This is a genomic window from Aeromonas sp. Y318-3 (assembly GCF_027706185.1).
Taxonomy (GTDB): Bacteria; Pseudomonadota; Gammaproteobacteria; order Enterobacterales; family Aeromonadaceae; genus Aeromonas; species Aeromonas veronii.
Genome location: NZ_JAPDCN010000004.1, coordinates 70,556 through 88,876 on the forward strand (window position 1 = coordinate 70,556; position 18,321 = coordinate 88,876).

21 protein-coding genes and 1 tRNA gene are annotated in these 18,321 nt (G+C 58.5%); 4 read left to right on the plus strand and 18 right to left on the minus strand.

Annotated elements, in window-relative coordinates:
• Nucleotides 1-227: 227 nt before the first annotated feature.
• Nucleotides 228-1,613 carry a tryptophanase gene (locus OKB77_RS06910; RefSeq protein WP_270817242.1) on the plus strand — a complete coding sequence of 462 codons (1,386 nt, stop codon included), beginning with the start codon at nt 228-230 and terminating at the stop codon, nt 1,611-1,613.
• Between the two features lie 132 nt (nt 1,614-1,745).
• Here the strand turns inward: OKB77_RS06910 and cdd are convergent, their stop codons facing one another.
• The 3 genes from cdd to OKB77_RS06925 form a co-directional block, all read right to left on the minus strand.
• Nucleotides 1,746-2,630, minus strand: a complete 885-nt coding sequence (cdd, locus tag OKB77_RS06915) for a cytidine deaminase (protein WP_005333283.1) — start codon at nt 2,628-2,630, stop codon at nt 1,746-1,748.
• Nucleotides 2,631-2,826: 196 nt separating this feature from the next.
• A complete protein-coding gene (locus OKB77_RS06920; protein ID WP_123172994.1) occupies nt 2,827-3,513 on the minus strand; it encodes an LrgB family protein in 687 nt (228 codons plus the stop codon).
• Nucleotides 3,510-3,866 (minus strand): CidA/LrgA family protein, encoded by a 357-nt coding sequence (locus OKB77_RS06925; protein WP_005333279.1) that lies wholly within the window; start codon nt 3,864-3,866, stop codon nt 3,510-3,512. The genes OKB77_RS06920 and OKB77_RS06925 overlap by 4 nt, the downstream gene beginning before the upstream one ends.
• Before the next feature lie 160 nt (nt 3,867-4,026).
• Between OKB77_RS06925 and OKB77_RS06930 the strand changes: the two genes are divergently transcribed.
• A complete protein-coding gene (locus OKB77_RS06930; protein ID WP_270817243.1) occupies nt 4,027-5,736 on the plus strand; it encodes a glycoside hydrolase family 36 protein in 1,710 nt (569 codons plus the stop codon).
• Between the two features lie 78 nt (nt 5,737-5,814).
• On the opposite strand, the gene OKB77_RS06935 is transcribed toward OKB77_RS06930, so the two are convergent.
• Both OKB77_RS06935 and sbcB read right to left on the minus strand, forming a co-directional pair.
• Nucleotides 5,815-6,315 (minus strand): hypothetical protein, encoded by a 501-nt coding sequence (locus OKB77_RS06935; protein ID WP_005360277.1) that lies wholly within the window; start codon nt 6,313-6,315, stop codon nt 5,815-5,817.
• 155 nt (nt 6,316-6,470) lie between these two features.
• A complete protein-coding gene (sbcB, locus tag OKB77_RS06940; protein WP_270817245.1) occupies nt 6,471-7,898 on the minus strand; it encodes an exodeoxyribonuclease I in 1,428 nt (475 codons plus the stop codon).
• A 183-nt stretch (nt 7,899-8,081) separates the two neighbouring features.
• Here sbcB and OKB77_RS06945 point away from each other — a divergent pair, with 183 nt between their 5' ends.
• On the plus strand, nt 8,082-9,269 hold the full coding sequence (locus OKB77_RS06945; RefSeq protein WP_270817246.1) for a tyrosine-type recombinase/integrase: 1,188 nt from the start codon (nt 8,082-8,084) through the stop codon (nt 9,267-9,269).
• Here OKB77_RS06945 and OKB77_RS06950 read toward each other — a convergent pair.
• The 13 genes from OKB77_RS06950 to OKB77_RS07010 all read right to left on the minus strand — a co-directional run bounded on the left by OKB77_RS06950 (nt 9,216) and on the right by OKB77_RS07010 (nt 17,139).
• Nucleotides 9,216-9,410, minus strand: coding sequence for a helix-turn-helix transcriptional regulator (locus OKB77_RS06950; protein WP_270817247.1), 195 nt, complete (start codon nt 9,408-9,410; stop codon nt 9,216-9,218). The genes OKB77_RS06945 and OKB77_RS06950 overlap by 54 nt on opposite strands.
• Before the next feature lie 10 nt (nt 9,411-9,420).
• Nucleotides 9,421-9,906: a single-stranded DNA-binding protein gene (gene ssb, locus OKB77_RS06955; RefSeq protein WP_270817248.1), complete on the minus strand. Its 486-nt coding sequence runs from the start codon at nt 9,904-9,906 to the stop codon at nt 9,421-9,423.
• Nucleotides 9,906-10,163, minus strand: coding sequence for a hypothetical protein (locus OKB77_RS06960; protein ID WP_270817249.1), 258 nt, complete (start codon nt 10,161-10,163; stop codon nt 9,906-9,908). Before OKB77_RS06960 ends, ssb begins: the two co-directional genes overlap by 1 nt.
• Nucleotides 10,164-10,248: 85 nt before the next feature.
• Nucleotides 10,249-10,446 (minus strand): hypothetical protein, encoded by a 198-nt coding sequence (locus OKB77_RS06965; RefSeq protein WP_270817250.1) that lies wholly within the window; start codon nt 10,444-10,446, stop codon nt 10,249-10,251.
• Nucleotides 10,436-10,702, minus strand: coding sequence for a hypothetical protein (locus OKB77_RS06970; RefSeq protein WP_270817251.1), 267 nt, complete (start codon nt 10,700-10,702; stop codon nt 10,436-10,438). Before OKB77_RS06970 ends, OKB77_RS06965 begins: the two co-directional genes overlap by 11 nt.
• Nucleotides 10,695-11,120 (minus strand): hypothetical protein, encoded by a 426-nt coding sequence (locus tag OKB77_RS06975; protein WP_270817252.1) that lies wholly within the window; start codon nt 11,118-11,120, stop codon nt 10,695-10,697. Before OKB77_RS06975 ends, OKB77_RS06970 begins: the two co-directional genes overlap by 8 nt.
• Nucleotides 11,120-11,278 (minus strand): hypothetical protein, encoded by a 159-nt coding sequence (locus tag OKB77_RS06980; RefSeq protein ID WP_270817253.1) that lies wholly within the window; start codon nt 11,276-11,278, stop codon nt 11,120-11,122. The genes OKB77_RS06975 and OKB77_RS06980 overlap by 1 nt, the downstream gene beginning before the upstream one ends.
• The gene (locus OKB77_RS06985; protein WP_270817254.1) at nt 11,275-13,086 is read right to left on the minus strand and encodes a DNA cytosine methyltransferase; all 1,812 of its coding nucleotides are present in this window, start codon (nt 13,084-13,086) and stop codon (nt 11,275-11,277) included. Before OKB77_RS06985 ends, OKB77_RS06980 begins: the two co-directional genes overlap by 4 nt.
• Nucleotides 13,083-14,405, minus strand: a complete 1,323-nt coding sequence (locus OKB77_RS06990) for a phage N-6-adenine-methyltransferase (protein WP_270817255.1) — start codon at nt 14,403-14,405, stop codon at nt 13,083-13,085. Before OKB77_RS06990 ends, OKB77_RS06985 begins: the two co-directional genes overlap by 4 nt.
• Nucleotides 14,402-15,100 carry a hypothetical protein gene (locus OKB77_RS06995; protein ID WP_270817256.1) on the minus strand — a complete coding sequence of 233 codons (699 nt, stop codon included), beginning with the start codon at nt 15,098-15,100 and terminating at the stop codon, nt 14,402-14,404. The genes OKB77_RS06990 and OKB77_RS06995 overlap by 4 nt, the downstream gene beginning before the upstream one ends.
• Nucleotides 15,097-15,867 (minus strand): hypothetical protein, encoded by a 771-nt coding sequence (locus OKB77_RS07000; RefSeq protein WP_270817257.1) that lies wholly within the window; start codon nt 15,865-15,867, stop codon nt 15,097-15,099. Before OKB77_RS07000 ends, OKB77_RS06995 begins: the two co-directional genes overlap by 4 nt.
• 35 nt (nt 15,868-15,902) lie before the next feature.
• Nucleotides 15,903-16,157 (minus strand): hypothetical protein, encoded by a 255-nt coding sequence (locus OKB77_RS07005; protein WP_270817258.1) that lies wholly within the window; start codon nt 16,155-16,157, stop codon nt 15,903-15,905.
• Nucleotides 16,158-17,064: 907 nt separating this feature from the next.
• Nucleotides 17,065-17,139 (minus strand) — tRNA-Pro (locus OKB77_RS07010).
• Nucleotides 17,140-17,803: 664 nt separating this feature from the next.
• On the opposite strand from OKB77_RS07010, the gene OKB77_RS07015 reads away from it, so the two are divergent.
• Nucleotides 17,804-18,304, plus strand: coding sequence for a hypothetical protein (locus OKB77_RS07015; protein ID WP_270817259.1), 501 nt, complete (start codon nt 17,804-17,806; stop codon nt 18,302-18,304).
• The last annotated feature ends 17 nt before the right edge of the window (nt 18,305-18,321 follow it).

Below are 18,321 nucleotides of genomic sequence, written 5' to 3' on the forward strand. Positions count from 1 at the left end.
CAACCGATATGGAGGGGAGTGATGCCAATCATGACAGCTACGCCCCGGGCTGCTTGCCTGCTCGCCCACTGGTATACCCGGGATCCCATTCTCACCTTCGACTTTCCTCACCGCTGATTGGCGGCACCCGCCGTTTGAATTTGTCAGCCGGACGACCCTGATCGCCCCGGCCTCTTTGCCAATTCCGATTTCAAACACACTGGCCTTGCGCCGGTGAGGAGTCTTTTATGCGTCGTATACCCGAGCCGTTTCGTATCAAGATGGTCGAGCCCATCAAACAGACCACTGGTGCCGAGCGCCGTGCCGCCCTCGAGGCCGCTGGCTGGAACCCCTTCCTGCTGCTGGCCGAGGATGTCTATATCGACCTGCTGACCGACAGCGGCACCGGTGCCATGTCCGACCGTCAGTGGGCTGGCATCATGATGGGGGATGAGGCCTATGCGGGCAGCCGCAACTTCGTCGAGCTGGAGCGCACGGTGCGCGAGATTTTTGGCTATCAGCATGTGATGCCGACCCACCAGGGGCGCGGGGCGGAGCAGATCCTCTTCCCCGAGCTGGTCAAGCGCTGCAAGGGCAAGGCGCCGGTCTTTATCTCCAACTATCACTTCGATACCACCAAGGCCCACGTGGAGTTGGCTGGCGCGCGGGCCATCAACCTGCTCACCCCGAAAGCTCTCGACACCACCGCCCCCTACGCCTGGAAAGGGGATTTTGATCTCCCTCGCCTGACCGACACCATCGAAACCCTGGGGGCCGATAACGTGGCTGGCATCATCATCACGGTGACCTGCAACAGCGCCGGCGGCCAGCCGGTCTCCATGGCCAATATGAAGGCGGTTTCCGAACTGGCCCGTCGCCACCAGATTCCGGTGGTGATCGACGCCGCCCGCTTCGCCGAGAACGCCTGGTTTATCAAGGCGCGCGACCCGGCTTACGCCAAGACAGGCATCGGGGAGATAGTGCGCCAGATGTTTGCGCTGGGGGACATCTTCACCATGTCGGCCAAGAAGGATGGGCTGGTCAATATCGGCGGGCTCTGCTGCTTTAAAGAGGATCTCGACCTGTTCCGCGCGGTGCAGGTGCGCTGCGTGGCGATGGAGGGGTTTGTCACATACGGGGGCCTTGCCGGGCGGGACATGGCGGCGCTCGCCATCGGCCTGCGCGAGGGGATGGATGAGGAGTATCTCACCTACCGCATCAGTCAGGTGGCCTATCTCGGCGAGCGGCTGGCCGAGGCGGGCATTCCCATCCAGACCCCCACCGGCGGTCATGCGGTGTTTGTCGATGCCAAGAAACTGCTGCCCCATATTCCGGCCGAGCAGTTCCCTGCCCATGCGCTCGCCTGCGAGCTCTATCTGGAAGGGGGCGTGCGCGGGGTGGAGATTGGCTCCCTGCTGCTCGGGCGCGATCCCGCCACCGGCAAGCAGGAGGCTGCGGACTTTGAGTTGCTGCGGCTCACCATTCCACGGCGGGTCTACACCCGGGATCACATGGACTATGTGGCCGACTGCCTGATCGCGATGAAGGCGCGGGCCAGCGACATTCGCGGGCTCACCTTTGACTACGAGCCGCCGCTGCTTCGCCACTTCACGGCGCGGCTAAAACCGGTCTAATCAGCAACCGGTTAGATGTGGTGATCAACCGCGCCAAGCAGTGAGATCAAGGGCTGCCCCCGATTAAACGGCCAAGTAAAAAGCCCCCGCACCAAGGTGCGGGGGCTTTCGTTTATCGGCGCAAAGCCGGGGTCAGACCGCCTGATACTCCAGCTCGACCGAGCCCAGTGCCTTGAGGGTGGACTGGGCGGAGTCACGCTGGCTGATCTGGCCGTTTTTGTTCTCCAGCAGTACGGCGCGGCGGATGGTGGCGAGATCTTCACCGTTAAGCACCGCATGGGCGCAGGCCATCTGCATCGGTGGCAGACTGGGGTTGAAGGCGGCGTTCTCGGCGTAGCGGCCAGAGAAGATGCGGCCATCGGCAAATTGCAGCGCCACCGCGGCATAGCCCTGGCTGTAGGGGGCGTAGCTTTGACGGGCGGCGGCCAGCGCGGCCTGCCACAGCGGGTCTTCGCTTTGAAGTTCAAGCTCTGCGTGATCCTGTGGGCTCATCAGCGCATCAGTGATGTCGAGATCCGCCGGGCCAAACGAGTGTGGCAGGAAGGATTGCAGGGCGCTCAGGTCATCGGGCAGAGAGACTTTCAGGATCTTGGCGGTGCTCAGCTCGTTCATGAACTGACGGCAGTGGCCGCATGGGGTGTAGTTGACGGTGATTTCAGAGATCCCGGTCTCACCACCCAGCCAGGCGTTGGAGATGGCGGACTGCTCGGCGTGGACCGAGTGGAACAGACCTTGCCCAGCAAACTCCATGTTGGCACCGAAGTACCAGGTGCCACTCAGGCCGCAGGCGATGGCACCGACGTAAAATTTGGAGATGGGCGCTACCGAGCAGGCGGCGGCCAGCGGCAACAGGGCGAGGCGCAGGGCGCGATCATCGAGACCTGTGGCGGCTTTCAGGGTGGCGACTTGCTCCGGCGTGAAGCGGGCGTTGAAGTCGGCACTATCCAGCATGGGCTGCACGGCTGCTTTGAGCGGGGCAGAGAGGGTATCGAATGGCTTGGCAAAACGGGGATGCATAGTGTGTCCTCAAAGGCCAATTGGGCGGCCATTGTAGGGAGCAAGCTCGGGTAAATGTGTGAGCCGGCTCACGCCCTGATGGGCAAACGGAGGGGGATGGTAATGGAAACGTTTGTCTTGTGCAAATTGTGCGGCAGGTCGCACCCCGAGAGGCCAGCAGGCCCCCCGGAATGGTCAACAGGTGGTCATGGGGTGATCAGATCAGCCAGTGATAGATGGCAAAAAGGAGGGGAGCGACGGCAGCGGTGAGGATCCCGCACACCACCATGGCGAGCGATGCAAAGGCGCCCTGGGTGATCCCCTTCTCGGCGGAGGTGGCGGTGCCGATGGCGTGGGCACAGGCCCCCATGGCGAGCCCTTGCGCTTCCGGGTCGGTCACTTTGAACAGTTTGAGCAGCGGGTAGCCGATCAGGGCACCGACAATCCCTACCACCACCACCACTGCGGCCGCAATGGCGGGAATGCCGCCGATGGACTGGCTGACGCTCATGGCGAGCGGGGTGGTGATGGATTTGGTCGCCAATGAGGCAAGCAGCGCCGGATCTGTGCCCATAAAATGACCGATCAGCAGGGTTGTGCACACCGAGATCAAGACGGAGGCGAGGGTACAGATTAGGATGGGCTTGAGCTTGGCCTGGATCTGGCGCGCCTGCTGATAGAGCGGCAGCGCCAGCGCCACCACGGCGGGCTCCAGCAGCATGGTAATGGGGCTGCTGCCGCGCTCGTACTGCTCAAGGGGCAGATCGAGCCAGAGCAGCAGGCCAATGATCACCGCGGTCGGCACCAGCACCGGATTGATGATGGGCCAGGGCAGGCGTCGATAGAGGGCGCGGGTGGCGAAATAGAGCGCCAGGGTCAGGGGAATTGCGAGCCAGAAGATCATTTGTTCATCCTCTGGTAGAGCCGACCGACGGTGGCGAGGATCAGCACGATCCCGAGCACGATGCAGAGCATGATGACGCCGAAGGACTGGCGCAGGGGCTCAAGCCAGGCCACAAGTCCGACCGCAACCGGCACGAACAAAACGCCCATGTGGCGCAGCAGCAAGCCTGCCCCCAGCTCGACCCAGTGCAGCTTGATCAGTTGCAGGGAGAGCAGCACAAACAGCAGCAGCATGCCGATGATGCTGCCGGGAAAGGCGAAAGGCAGGATGGCTGCCACGGATTTGCCTGCCAGCAGGCAGGCGACGATGACCATAAAGTCACGAAAGTACAGCAAGGCGCGTTGCGCGATCACGTGAACCTCATCGACTGGGAAGAAAAATCGCAGTTTACCAGAGAGGCCGGGTCGCGGCATTAAAACAATAACAACTGAAATCAGTTCGTTTGAAGCTGATTTGATTGGCATTTTTTGAAAAGTGCCTGATAGAACCCTTTTCGAACTACAAGGAGTAGTGATGACATCCCTCTTGTCCCGAGTTCGCCAGCTGGCGAACGATACTGCGTTGCCACCCCATCTGCTGCAAACCCGTCAGTGGGAAGGGCCCCTGTGCCGGGTGCGACTCGACAACACCGGTTCTGATGCCACATCAGTTGACCGCTGGGTGCTGTTTGACGGCAAGCTTGGCCTGCCGGTGGAGAGCGCCATCTATGGCGAAGGATTCCAGATGCTGGCCCAGACTATGGGCAGTTGGCAATCACCACAACATGTCGGCCGTTGCCCCGATGCCAGCGTCTATCGCATCACCGATGACAATGGCTACCACACCATTCACAACCTGTTGCTGGTGGAGCATGGCAAGGGGTGGCTGCTGCTCGCCTTTGCCAGCTGCCACCGTTTTGGCGGGGAGTTTCGCCTCTATCCCGATGGTCGCTTGCAGATCCTGATGAACTGCGAAGGGCGAAAACTTGCCGCCGGTGAGCACTGGCAGAGCGAGGCGCTGATCTGCCTCGAAGGGGCGGAGCGCGAGGATCTGCTGGCCGAGCTGGCACAACTGATCGAGGTCGAGCACGGCTCGCTGATCGGCAAGGTAAGTGAGCGCCCGAGCGGCTGGTGCTCCTGGTATCACTACTACGCCGAGGTGAGCGCTGCCGATATTCGCGAGAACCTGCAGGTGCGTGCCGAGCGCTTCCCGGCCCTGCGCTATGTGCAGATCGACGACGGCTATCAGGCCAAGATGGGCGACTGGCTCACTCCTTCGGCCAAGTTCGAGCAGGGCGTGGCGTCATTGGCTGCGGAGATCAAACAGGCTGGCTGCGAGCCCGCTCTCTGGGTCGCTCCCTTTATTGCAGAGCCCGGTTCACAGGTGTTTCAGGATCACCCCGACTGGTTTGTGAAGGGGGATGACGGCCTGCCGCTCCCCTCCGAGCGGGTCACCTATGGCGGTTGGCGTTGTACTCCCTGGTATGTGCTGGACGGCACCCACCCCGAGGTGCAGGCGCACCTTGAGCAGGTGTTCCGAACCCTGCGCGAGCAGTGGGGCATCCACTACTTCAAGCTAGATGCCAATTTCTGGGGCGCCATCCACGGTGGTCGTTTCCACGATCCGGCCGCCACCCGGGTTGAAGCCTATCGACGCGGTATGGCGGCCATCCTGCGTGGTGCTGGTGAAGGGGCTTTCCTGCTCGGTTGCAACGCCCCCATCTGGCCAAGCCTTGGTCTGGTTCACGGCATGCGGGTGAGCGATGACGTGGAGCGCAATGGCCACCGCTATCGCCAGATCGCCCGCGAGGCCTTCTGCCGCGCTTGGCAGAACGACAAACTCTGGGCCCTCGACCCCGACTGCATTTGCCTGCGGGATCTGCCAAGCCAGCAGGCAAGCAAGACGGATTACAGCTTCCATCTGGCAGCGCTGGTGGCAAGCGGTGGCATGATGCTGGCTGGTGATCGACTGCAAGATCTCGATGAGGAGCTGGCGGCGCAATTGCTCAAGCTGCTGGCGCTTTGCGCTGCCCGGGCGCCCTCTGCCCGTTTCGAGTCGATGGACTTTGCCTGTGGCGAAGTAAGCCTGCCCGAGGGCGGCACTCTGCTCTGCCTCTTCAACTGGGAGGGGCAACCACAGGAGTTTCTGCTGCCGGAAGGGGGAACCGATTTTTGGCATGGGCAGGCAGTCGGTACGGCTGTGACCCTGCAAGGGGGCGAAGGGCGGGTGATCCACTACACCTGATCACAGCGTCACCATAAACAATTCAGGCTCCATCACGGAGCCTGAATTGTTTCAATCAGCGGTTATCAGCCACGTTTTTCAGTAACGCCACTCAAAACCGACGGCGTATTTGGCGGAGCCATAGCCCGGGATATCACTGCCGGAGGCGATCGCCTTGAGGGTCAGCAACGGGGTGATGGGCACCCCCAGACCAAAACCGATGGCCAGTTGATCATTGGGGTTCCCCATCAGATCGACCCGCATCACCCGATAGAGGGACATATCCTCGCTCAGGTGCATATAGGCTTGCGAAGCTCGGTTATAGACCTGACCAAACACCTCCAGCTGGAAACCTGATTGGGCGCTGATGGCCAGCGGTACCCCGACAAACTTGTAGAGATGGGAGCCGTTGAAGTAGCTGTTGGTGATCAGGGGTGTGAAATCAGTCTGCTGATAAAGGGTGTTGAAGTTCTGTTCTACGATGCGATAGGTCTGCTCGGGCAGGCGAGCAAGATAGTCCGGCACATCGAACCGGTATGCGGCGTTGGCTGCCAGCGGCAGCAGTGCCAGTAATCCGAGCAGTGCGTGGTGACGAGGCATCAGCAAATGGCTTCCGTTCGGCCAAAGAGATCTCTTGCTTGGGAGACATCCGCTCAGGATGTTGCAAGATATTGGTTTTTGGGGAAATCCCCTTCGTCATTATGACCTGAAGAAGGGGATGGACGGGAAGGATTTATTGTGAAACTACTCACAACTCATAAATCTTCCAGATAGTGATAGAGACTCTTTAGAATCGCAAAGTTCCGTTCGTTACTCTGGTTCTGCTCTGCCAGCGCCTCGAGACGGGGCACGTAGTCCGGCAGACGGCGGCTGAAGTAGTCGCTGCAGTGCAGGCGCCAGCGTTTCTGCTCTGCTTCGCTCAAGGTGTGTGGCCAGTTGCGGGCGCGGTAGCGGAACAGCATCTCCGGCAGCCGGGAGTCGGTAAAGGCGAACTCCCGCTCACCCAGCAGATCCGCGGGGGTGGCACGCACCAGATCCATGGTGGACTTGTCGCCATGGCCAAAGAATCCTGCGTAGAGCTGGGTATCGGGGTCGCTCTCATTGCTGCCGGCGAACTCCTGATTGAACACTTCCACCAGTTTTTCCCGCACCTCGGGGTGGGCGCGCAGCAGATCCAGGCTCTTGCGGCACTGCTCCCGATTGATGCCGAGCTCGTCGGCCCGTTCCGCCGTCAGGGTGGCGGCCGGCGCCAGCACCGGGCACTTGTTGATGTGCACCAGTTTCACCGGAATGCCCGCCAGATCCCCCAGCTCCTCTTTCTTGGTGTAGAGGCGCTCGCGGATCTCCTCGCTGGAGAGTTCAATGAGCGGGGTGGGGTCACGGGTCAGATCCACCATGATCACCGCGTTCTGGTTGGTGGGGTGCCAGGCAAGTGGCGAGACCCAGCTTGCACAACCCTGCCAGGGGGAGAACATGCCGGAGACGTGCACCAGCGGCTTCATGGTCACCACGTCAATCAGCGCCTTCACCTTGTTTTTGTTGCGCAGATCAAAGAGATAACCAAACAGCTTGGGTTGGGCTTTTTTCACCAGCTTGGCCATCTCGATGGTGGCCAGCACGTCGGAGAGTGCATCGTGTGCATTGGCGTGGGCCACGCCATTGGCGACTGTCAGCTTCTCCAGCCGGAAGCTCGGTTTGCCCTCATCGTCAAAGGCCCACTCGATTCCCTCCGGGCGCAGGGCGTAGCAGGCCCGCAGCATGTCGAGGATATCCCAGCGGGAGTTACCGTTCTGCCAGCTGTAGGCATAGGGGTCATAGAAGTTGCGATAGAGGGTGTAACGGGTCACTTCATCATCGAAGCGGATGCTGTTGTAGCCAAGCACACAGGTATTCGGCGTGGCGAACTGCTCGTGGATCTGGCGAATGAAATCCGCCTCGCACAGCCCATCCTTCATCGCCTTTTGCGGCGTGATACCGGTAATCAGACACGCCTCCGGATCCGGCAGGTAGTCTGCCGGAGGCTTGCAGTAGATGACCAGCGGCTCGCCAATGATGTTGAAATCCGCATCGGTACGAATACCGGCAAACTGCGACGGCCTGTCCTTGGCGGGGCTGATGCCGAAGGTTTCGTAGTCGTGGAAGTAGAAGGTTGGCTGTGTTGCTTGGTTCTTGGGTGTGCTCATGTGTTCTTATTTTATCGCCTAAGCTTTTGATTATGTGGTTCTTAATGATGTGTTCAGCATTATCTGAGCACCCAATAAATTCTTTGCTGTTCGTCTCTGTCTGCCTATGTTCACTAGCCAATTAGTACAAATCAAAGTACAAAATATGGTATTTTGTTAGTACAAAATTTTATTGGGTGAGCTATGGCAATTACAGACAGCTGGCTGCGAGGCGTCAATGGTAAACCATACTCCGGCCAGAGCGAAGTCACTGACGGTGATGGGCTGGGGGTGAGGGTGTCGCCGAAGGGGCTGATCACCTTTCAGGTGCGGCATATGCGAGACGGAAAGCAGGTAAGGACAACGATCGGCCGCTACCCTGCCATAACGCTCAGGGATGCCAGGATTAAAGCCTCAGAGCTTAAGGCGGGCCCCTCGCAAAGTAACAATGTCAGTTATGAACCAACGCCAGTGCAACTGCTCGATGAGTGGTTTGAGAAGTACGTGATGCGGGAGTGTCGTGAGAGCACCCAGAAAAACTATCGGTATACCTTCTCATCGGTGAAGAACCGCCTTCCAGACAAGCCGCTCAACCAGATCACCATGGATATGTGGCTGACTTACTTTGACGCCATCAGTGAACGCGCACCTGGTGTTACTCGCGCCGTGATCACCGCGCTGAAGGCCTGCTTCAACTGGCATATTCGCCGCGGTTCAATCAAGCCACCCTGTATGATGAGTCTGCGAGCCAGGGACGTAGGGGCAATGCCAAAAACTGGCAGCAGAGTGCTGACGGTGTTGGAAGTTGTCAAGATATGGCGAGCCATTGAGGCCAGCCGCGCCGGTACAGCCAACAAGGTGATCCACCTGCTATGTCTGGTTTATGGGTGCCGGCTTTCCGAGGCGAGAAACATCAGGCGTGGCGATCTGGATTTTGACTCGATGGTGTGGACCGTTCCGGCAGAGATCAGTAAAACTGGGCGTGAAATTCGCAGACCGATAACCACCATTGGCCGCCAACTCTTTGAGCGAGCCAGCATGGCATCGAGTGATACTGATTATTTGTTCCCAGGGCAAAATGGAGGCGTGCTTGAGATCCATTCTTGCAACAGGCTGGTGAGTCGCCTGAGAAGCAACCTCGGAATCCCCCATTGGCGCATTCATGATGCCAGGCGCACCCTGTCAACCCGGTTGTCAGAGCTTGGCGTATCCCCGCACGTTACTGAAACCATGCTTGGGCATGCATTGCTTGGGGTGATGGCGGTGTACAACAAGCATGACTGGCTGGAGGACCAACGTGCTGCATATGAGCTTTGGTGGTCAGTCCTCCAGCGCGAGTTAGGAGTGGGTGGCACTCCGGTTGTGGCTATCAATCCACGCCATGACGTGTGACTTGATCCAGCGCAGCGGCTGGTGGTCGATCGGCTTGGGAAATGTGGTGTCTTTATTACGCAGGTGATAGAGCGCGGTCCGTCCCTTGCCAAGCATCACCAGCAGCTCTTTCTGTTCAATTTTCTCGATTGGCTCAATCATAATGCCTCCGTCAGAACGGGATATCGTTGTCGTCAAAATCTATCGGCGGCTCGTTGTAAACGGGCGGTGCCGGCTGCTGTGCTGGGCGGCTATATCCACCCTGTGGCTGTGATGCTGGTGGTTGTTGCGGCTGTCCCTGCTGAGGTTTACCACCAAGCATCTGCATCACGCCGGTGAAGCTATCGACCAGCACCTCGGTGGTGTAGCGCTCCTGGCCGCTCTGGTCTTTCCATTTGCGGGTCTGCAGCTTGCCTTCCACATAGACCTGAGATCCCTTCTTCAGGTACTCGCCAGCGACTTCTGCCAGCTTGCCCATAAAGACAACCCGGTGCCACTCGGTGCGCTCCTTCTGCTCCCCTGTCTGCTTGTCACGCCACGTTTCAGAGGTGGCTAGGGTGATGTTGGTGACAGCGCCGCCGCTCGGCATGTAGCGCACTTCCGGATCCTGACCGAGATTGCCGATCAGGATGACTTTGTTGATACCTCGGCTGGCCATTAGCGAGCCTCCAGAGTCTGGTGGAGTTGCAGGAACTTATCATTTACCTGGCGCCACTCTGGATCTTTGGCGCTCTTGAGGCAGCGAATGCGGCGGGCCATGGCGAACTTGGCCTTGCTCAGCATATTGGCGCTGGCGGCGTGGTGCTGGGCCTTCTTGTATGAGAGCGCGGCGTCGGCAAAGTTGCCTGACTGCTCTTGCAGGATGGCCTGGGCCATATCATCGCGGTAATTGCGTTGGTGGAGTTTGGTGCTCATCGTGTCCTCCCGGACAGTTGTTATCTGTTACATCACGGCCAGGGTGGCCAGTATCAGTGCTGTGCCAGCCAGAATTGCCAGCCCTTCAATCTGTGATCGTTTCAATCTCCTGGTACTCCAGCTCGTTGAAGTTGAGATACTGGGCTGGGGCCTTATCAATGGCGGCCAGCCTGATCTGTTGGTGGGTCATCGGGTGGTGTGCCTCGATGGTACCGGTCAGGCGATCCGGTGCAGAGCCAAGTTCGGTCGCGGCGCTCAGGGTGTAGCTATACTTATGCATCATCAGGACCTCGCGTGAATTTAACGACCATGTTGTCATCGCCATCCACTTCAACTACGACCCCATATGTAGGCGGAATTACGCCTTCACCTATCTCATGAAATTCAGGATGCTCAGCAGTGAATACCGACACATCTTTGAACACATTGTGCTCAATATCCAAAACAACCATATCTCTCTGAATGGCGCGTATCAGCTCATAATTCTGTGTTCTGAAGTTGTGCCCGCTCACTGCAAACTTTCCTATTCGATTACCCATTAACACCCCCTTGCTTTTCTTGTGTGGCTATTTCCCAGCTGTACCCGCCGTGTTTCTCCTGCTGGCCGGCAAGGCAGCGGGTGATACCAACTCTGACAAAACCGCCCTTGGTCTCTGCGTCGGTGACGCTGTCGAACCGGACCACCAGATCCCCGCAAGTACCTATCACTGGGGTCTTTCGCCACTGCGGCGGCTTCACCACGTCAACATAGAGGCGGCGAGTGTGGCGGCCCCGGCCGTTATCCCCAACCATGCAGAAGTGCTCAACCCGGGTAGTGAAGCGGGACTCTCTGAGGACCTGCCCCATCACAATGCTGGCCTCGGTGACAGTGAGGGAGAACTCGGCGGCCACATCGGCACTGATTGCCCCTCCCTCTATGCCGTGAATCCACTCTGCGACGTCCTGCACGATGCTCATCACTGTATCTCCTTGTGGTCAATGCCATACTGGCTGGCCAGCTGGCGGAGTTCGATTTCAGCTCGCTTCTGCTGGCGGCGCTTGAGCGCCTCAATTGCGGCTTGGTCTTTCTTGAGACCTTTGCTGCAGATCAGCTTCTGGCTGTTGGAGGTCGTCATGCTGCCCTCCTGACTTGGAGGTGTTTGTACGGATTGTTTGCTCTCGCAATGGCTGCCATCGGTGGCGGGCTGACGCTGTTGCCGACCATCAGCACCTGATCGGTGATGGAGAGCGGAGTGCCGTCGTGGCCGCGGTCATGGATGTAGTGGCGTGGCATTCCCTGGCAACCATAAAGCTCCTTCGGCACCAGCATGCGCAGGCCGATATCCACGATCACCCAGGTGTTGCCACACCATGTCACGGTCACCAGTGCCAGCCGATCCTTGGTAGTGATTGTGTGCATCGGTTCGGTGACAGAGCCCCACTGCCCGCCGCTTGAGTAGTAGCGCATCAAGAACGCGCTGACTCGAAGGGCCCCAGCCTCTTGCTCAGGTGTCAGGCCATACTCACCCGGGTTCGCCATCACGGTCTGCACCATGGCATGGTGCTGGCCAGCTGAGACGATGGTTGGGAGCTGACTCTCCGGAGTGCTCGGAGGCAGGTTCTTGCGCAGGTGAACCATGAAGGCAGAGGCGAGCTGCTGCTGGCTACCGCTTGAGGTGATGGTGCTGCACGGGTCAGCCACTGATCTGGCTGGCACAGTGTTGAATCCGCCATTGGCCTGCACCATCAAAGGCGCAGCCAGCATGGACTTACCACCACCGCCTGCCATGATGGCCGCAGCAGGCTCATCCACCCCGTGCTCGCCTCCTTTACCGAATTGGCGAACCACCAAAGGGGCCAGACTCGGATTGCAGACGGCAAATGAACCACCCTTGGGCCAGCCGGTGATGGTGCGCAGCGGGGTATCAACCGAATCAATGCCACGCCCTGACCAGTTGGCCAGTTCGATGATGAATGGCTTGGGATTGGTCAAAACCTCACGGATAACCCCGATCGCCACGCGCTCCAGCGTGGCATCAGCCAGCGGGCGTTTGACGTTCAGACCCTGTGCCCTCGCTTCTTCCTTTGTGAGGAAGATACTGGGGCATTGGATAGACCAGTCGATGTGATCCGCCGTTACCCGATACGGCTTGAGGTTGCTGCCTGGTGCCGGGTTCTTGCAATGGGTAGGGGCAGGCCAGCAAACGGACTCCCCGTCTCGGCGGGCAACCAGGTACAGTCGCTGGCGGCTGGTCGCCGCACCGTAGTCGGCTGCATTCTTGACGGTATGGTCAAGCTCATACCCCATGCGCTCGATGCTGGCCAGAAAGCGTCGCCATGTTTTGCCAGCCCTCTTGGGATCCGGCACCAAGTACTGCTGTTGGCGCGGAACGCGCTCACCGGGTTCGGCCACCTGCTGCTCAATCCTGGTTTTCTTCCCGTTCTGAACCTGAACAAGCTTGATAACGCGGCCAGTTGCCTTATCGCGCTTGGCAATGAGAGGACCCCAGCTACGCATCTGCTTTACGTTCTCCATGGAGAGTACGGCAGGTTTTCCAAGAGCAAGCCACTTGGTGATAACCCATGCCAAGCTGCGGATCTCCTGCTTGCGCGGCTGTCCGCCTGCTGCTTGTGAGTGATGGGTGCAATCCGGGCTGGCGTGCAGCCATCCAATGGAACGCCCATCCAGAACGGATACCGGATCAACAGCCCATATATCCTCCTGCAGGTGCAGAGCCTCAGGGTGGTTAGCCTGGTGCATGGATAGCGCTTTTGGATTGTGGTTGATCGCGATGTGAACCGGTTTGCCAAGACCTCGCTCGATCCCTGTGCTTGCCCCGCCGCCACCGGCGAAAAGGTCTACGTTGATGGCGTGTTCCAAGTTGAGAGGGGCCCCTGTCACTTTGGCCTTTACTGCTTTTGAACGGCGACCTGATTTGATCATGCTGCCTCCCCAGTACCCAGCGAGAGCAACAACTGGTCTTCATTGGCTCTAAGAAGGTCTGCGGCCTTGGCGGTTGCAAGCTCCACCAGATCAAAGCTGGTTGTCAGGTTGTCTATGACCCAGCCTGCCAGTTCGGACGTCTTGGCCGGTGTCAGGATGTCGGCATCGTCAATCTGGTAGATCACCGCCTTGACAGCAGGGTGTCGCTGCCAGTGGGGCAGGGTCGGTGTACGGCCTCGCAACACAAAGCCGTCATGGACCTGCTTGCCTGCTTTGAGGTTTGCAGCCGCCAGTGTCAGGCGATAGCAGATCTCGGACGGTGACTCGCCTTCGTCAAACCACCCTTTCAGATAGCTGCGCAGAGTGTTCTGGTCTGCATCTGAGAGCTCGGCGACTTCATCGACATATCGAACCAGATATAGGCCAGGCTCGGCATAGTCAGGGTGATGTGACCCAACTGTCAGGCAGCGTTCAATCTGTGCCTGGTCAATTGGTCTGCTCACCGCAAAACCCATCGGAGTGAGAGAAACGTCGGCCACGATGGTCTGGTCACCACCCTCGGATGCTCGGTCCCACTCATCCGGCTTGGCGGCGCCCGGCTGGTCTTGCAGCATGGTGGACTCAGCGGTAATCGGCTTGGCAATAGTCCGGCTTGCCTCTTCGTTAAGCGCGACAGCTTGGCGATGGATCATGTCGAGGATGATCTGGCCTGTGGTGATCAGGTCGTCACGGCGCAGGCGTGCTTCTGGGCGGCGCTCGTCCTGCCAGCTGGCATCGAAGATCACCACGGCGGAGGCGAAACCGCTGGAGCTTGGCTTGTCCTTCTTCGGATCCCGAGGGACGTACCAGCTCGGCACCTCAAAGCCTATGCGTCCGCTGATGAACTGGATGAAGTCGGCATCCTCTGGCCACCATGTTTCGCTGGTTGCGGCCTTGATGAGCAGCATGATCTTGGCGCCCTGTGCCCGCTGCTCGCGGCAGAAGTTGAGAATGGGCTCCATCCCGGTGATATGGTTGCCCTCACCATCGATGCAGGGGCGGGAGTAGGGCGGGTTTCCGTAGGCCGCGCCCCCGAGGCGGCGCAGGTCGGCAGCCAGATCCTGAGAGAGGGCATTGTCTTCGGCGTCGTAGTAGTTCGGCACCAAGGCGTTGCAGTTATCGGCGAACATATCGAGCACCACGGGCCCCAAGGTGGGGGCGAACTGGTGGAACAGGCCCCATGCCAGCGCCTTGGGGGTTTGCCACTGGTCGCCGATCTGCTTGAGTTCGTGGTCAGGCTGGAGCTGGAGCTCTGCCAGTGCTTTGGCGTAGTGGTTCATGCCAACTCCTTTCTTGCTTTGTTGTATCTGGCAGCGTCATCGCAGTCATCAATGTGGCTGGCGCCATACTTCTCTCTGGCAGCCTCTGCACAGGTGTATGCCTCGTATGGGTTAAGTCCCCATGTGACCTTTCCGCAGTCAGGGCAGTTGCCGCGGGTGCGGCCTGTTGTCGGTCGCTCGCGGCGGCGCTTTGGCTTGCGGATCCCGGCAACGGTGATCATGCAGCGCTCGTTGACGTTACGAGCCTGGAATGTGCGGCGGCTGATGGACTTCACGTACTCAAGCGGGTAAAAGGCGACCGCGTCGTTCCACAGAGCATGCCTTACCTCCTCTGCCGTCAGGATCAGCGCATCTGACAGGCAGACTGTCGAACCCTTCTGGGCCTTCCAGTAGACGTCGTTCCCGTCGAAATCACCGATACAGCAGTGAATCACATACTGGTCGCAGCCTGTCGCCAGACCAGCCATGCTGTCATCCAGATACTGGTGATCCACCCGCACGGTAACGAGCTCATCGACCAGCGCTTTGCTGAGCGGAACATCGGTGTGGCGCCCATTGAAGTGGCGCTGGGCCTCCTCCAGCGTGTAGACGTGGGCTTTGTCCAAGTTTGAGGTGTAGCCATTGCCATTAAGCGCCCAGAACATGCAGGTGCTGCCTACATTGGTTCTGGTATCGCGCAGGTAGAAGCCGCTCATACTGCACTCTCCACGCAAAACGCTTCTGAAAGGCGAGCCACCGCCTTGCGCAGACCGGAGGCCGCGCCGGCAGCTCCACCCTTGAGGCTTGAGGTCAGCGTTTCATTGCTCAGCTCATCAAGAACATCAGCTGTCTCTTTGATGAATTCGATGAGGGCTGCCTGCTCTTCCTTTACCCGTTGCAGTTCATCGGTCAGGCCGATCCGGCCATTAAGAATGGCTTCCTTGATGGTGTTGTACTCCCAGCAATGGGTCTGGGCGTCGACATATACCCGGATGCCTTTTTGGTGATCATGTCGCTTGCGCTTGATAAACGCTTCGGCCGCATCATTGGTGAAGTGGCTATTTACATGAACCCACTTGTCATCCCAACCGGTAACCGTGTGATCATCAAGTTCGCCAAGGATGTACCACTGAGCTCGGAATCCTTTCAATTCGAGAAAGTCTTTTCCTTCAAGCTCTTGCGCCAATTTGTTCAGGTTATCTTGCTGTTCATCGTCGCAGTCATCCCAATATTCTTGCGGGCTAAACCATACCGAGTCGTCGCAAATCACGGCCACTTTGTCGGTGTAGTCTTTGTCTATCCCATAGATGAGCTGGCGTGATTCAACTCTGAAGATGGCGTCGGCTGTGCAGTGGTCATGTACGCCTTCACCCACACAGTCGTGGCGTAGTCTTGCCACGAAGTCTGCCCATGAGGCGCTGCTAAGTGGTGCGCCGTGAGCAAGTGATGTTGGTAAATCAGCTTGCTGGATTTCGTTGGTCATGGTCTTTCCTCACTCGTTGCGACTCGTCCCCCGGATCAGGGCTTGGCCTGCTTGGCCGATTCCGCCTTCTTCGCGATCCTTGCTACTGCGCGGGCCGCCTTGAGGCACTCATCGAACACCTTCCCTTTGGCAAAGCTGGGTGTCCGGTCGAAATAGCGCTTGGCTTCAGCCACGCCCAGCGAGATCGCATGGGGGGGGAATTGCTCTTTCTCCAGCGTTTCCTTGATGTGCTTGGCAATGAACTCGCTTGGGTGCATGGCTGCCTCCGCTATCTCTGAAATTGGTCTCATCAGCTACTCATCACATAAGCGACAGGCAAAAGGAGGCCGTGACCCGCTGTTGGGCCGCTATCGCTTGTGGGATAAGGGCCCCGTTGCCGGGGCCAGGAGAGAACATGTCGGGCTGATTTGTCAGGGCCTGGAGCCCTGTGCCATCGTGAGCGGTGGAAATGCCCTTGATGGCGCCGCCATGGAGGTGACGGTTGGTGTTGCTTGTTGGTCAGCTGCCAGCCCGAGCAGCCAGATCAACATCAGGAGTAGTAACCACATGCGTTGCACCTGTGGTGAGGCTGAGCGCTTCACAGCGAGTCAGCCGTTCTTGTTGTCGGCACCGGTGCGCCCTCACGGGCAGACCTACCATTTCGAAACTGTCGCCTCTCGGCGAGGGCCTTGGTGGCGCTTCACAGCGGGACCAGGCGACCGCGTAACCCTGCGGTGGGTTGGTTGCCGGTTACCCTATCCGGCGTCTCTCGCTTCAGTTAAAGGCTGCCAGCGGAATGACGGGTTCGTTGTGGTGGAGGGGCAACAACGTCCTCTATTTTTTCCCTCTGTCTCCAAGACCATTAGAGAGGTCCATTACTGGCCAAGCCAAACCTCAGCAGGAGTTTCACCACAACTGTCATTGGCACTGATTGAGCTGCAGGCTCCGATATTCCTCAGGGCGCATCCATTGCTGGGGAGTGCCTCGGATTTGAGCAGCCTTTCGCCTAGATCACTCCGTGCCAGTTTCGCGGCTGGTCGCGCAGTGCCAATGCAGTTGTGTTCTGGCCTTTTACATCGCCAGAGCGGATGGGTTTTCGTACCCCATGGGGCCTACCGCGGTCGGTGTCCTCACCGCTGTTACTGCCATGGCTGGGGAGCTTGTGTCGTAGTTACACTCCCATTGACGGCCTGGTTACCCAGTTACGACGCCAATAATTGGTCGGAGATACAGGGATCGAACCTGTGAAGCCCTCATCCCAAATGAGGTGGCATACCGCTTGCCGAATCTCCGCTTGAACCCTTGACGCGGGCCAGACGGGCGGTAACCGGTGCCAACGGCCCTATCTCAAACCTAAGGGGTGGTTGTCGTGGTGGCCGGAGCTGAACCCGGCTCGTCTGGTTTACACCGTGCGCCTGCGCCTTACCGGTTTATTGCAGCTTCCTAGATATCGAATCAGCCTTCGCATTCACCACAACTCAGTTGGCTCTGGTCTCCGGTTCGCTCGTCTGTGGGCGCGTAGCCTCGTAAGTCCCCTGCAAAACCAACTGAGTTGTGTCCCGGCCTTTCACCGGGTGGGTGGCTGGGGAGTCAGACCCGCCACTCGCTTCGTTCGCACTTCACTGTCTTTCCAGTTGCCAGCCGGTCACTGACCATGATTTTCCGGTCACCTTGGTCGGCACGCATTCAAGCCTTGCCAAGGGAGAGCGGGGAGGTGAGTCAGCCCGGTTGCCGGTGTTATATCCCCAAGCGGTCTGTTGCCACCGCTGCCAGTGTTTTGCTGGCCCTCCGGCTGGGGTTGTCTTTCGCATTCAGTATTTTTCGGTTTCTGTTTATGGGGAAAATAGTAACTATTGGTTTCAGAAAGATCAACTATCGGTTTCCGTTTTTTTGTGTTTTTTTCGCTCTCCACAAAAAGGGGTAAAATGGAACCTTTGTTTCTGAGGTGGGGATCAGGATGACCAGTAGATATGGAATGTGGTTTGTTGGGGCGCTTGCATTGCTGTTGTCACAGGTCGTGATGGCTGCACCAGGAGAGCAGGTTATCTCGCCAGAGACGCTGTTCGGGGAGATCGGCCAGCAGCCAACCAAGAGCTACACCGTAGACGATGGGTATGGGTGGTACTTTGCCACTCCAGGAAGGGACATTTGGGATGAGGAAAAGATGGACCCAGAGTCTGGGCCTCGCTTCAGTGTGGAGTATCGAGGAAAGCCGTTATCTCGCATCAATCTGACCCTGCTGCAGCTCAAAGATGATCCTGAGCAGAAGGAAAATAATGCCAAGGTGGGCCAGATGTTTGCCAAAGCTATTGAGGCGATTACCGGCAGCGGAGAGGTGATTGGTCAGCTGGAAAGCGGCAAAATTTCAGGGAAAATGGCTGGCTTTGTGAATGGATATCGCATTACATCAAGCCCGACCAGTGATGGCGGTATGTTCGTCACCATTTACAGGGATTAGGCTAACAAGTAAGGGCG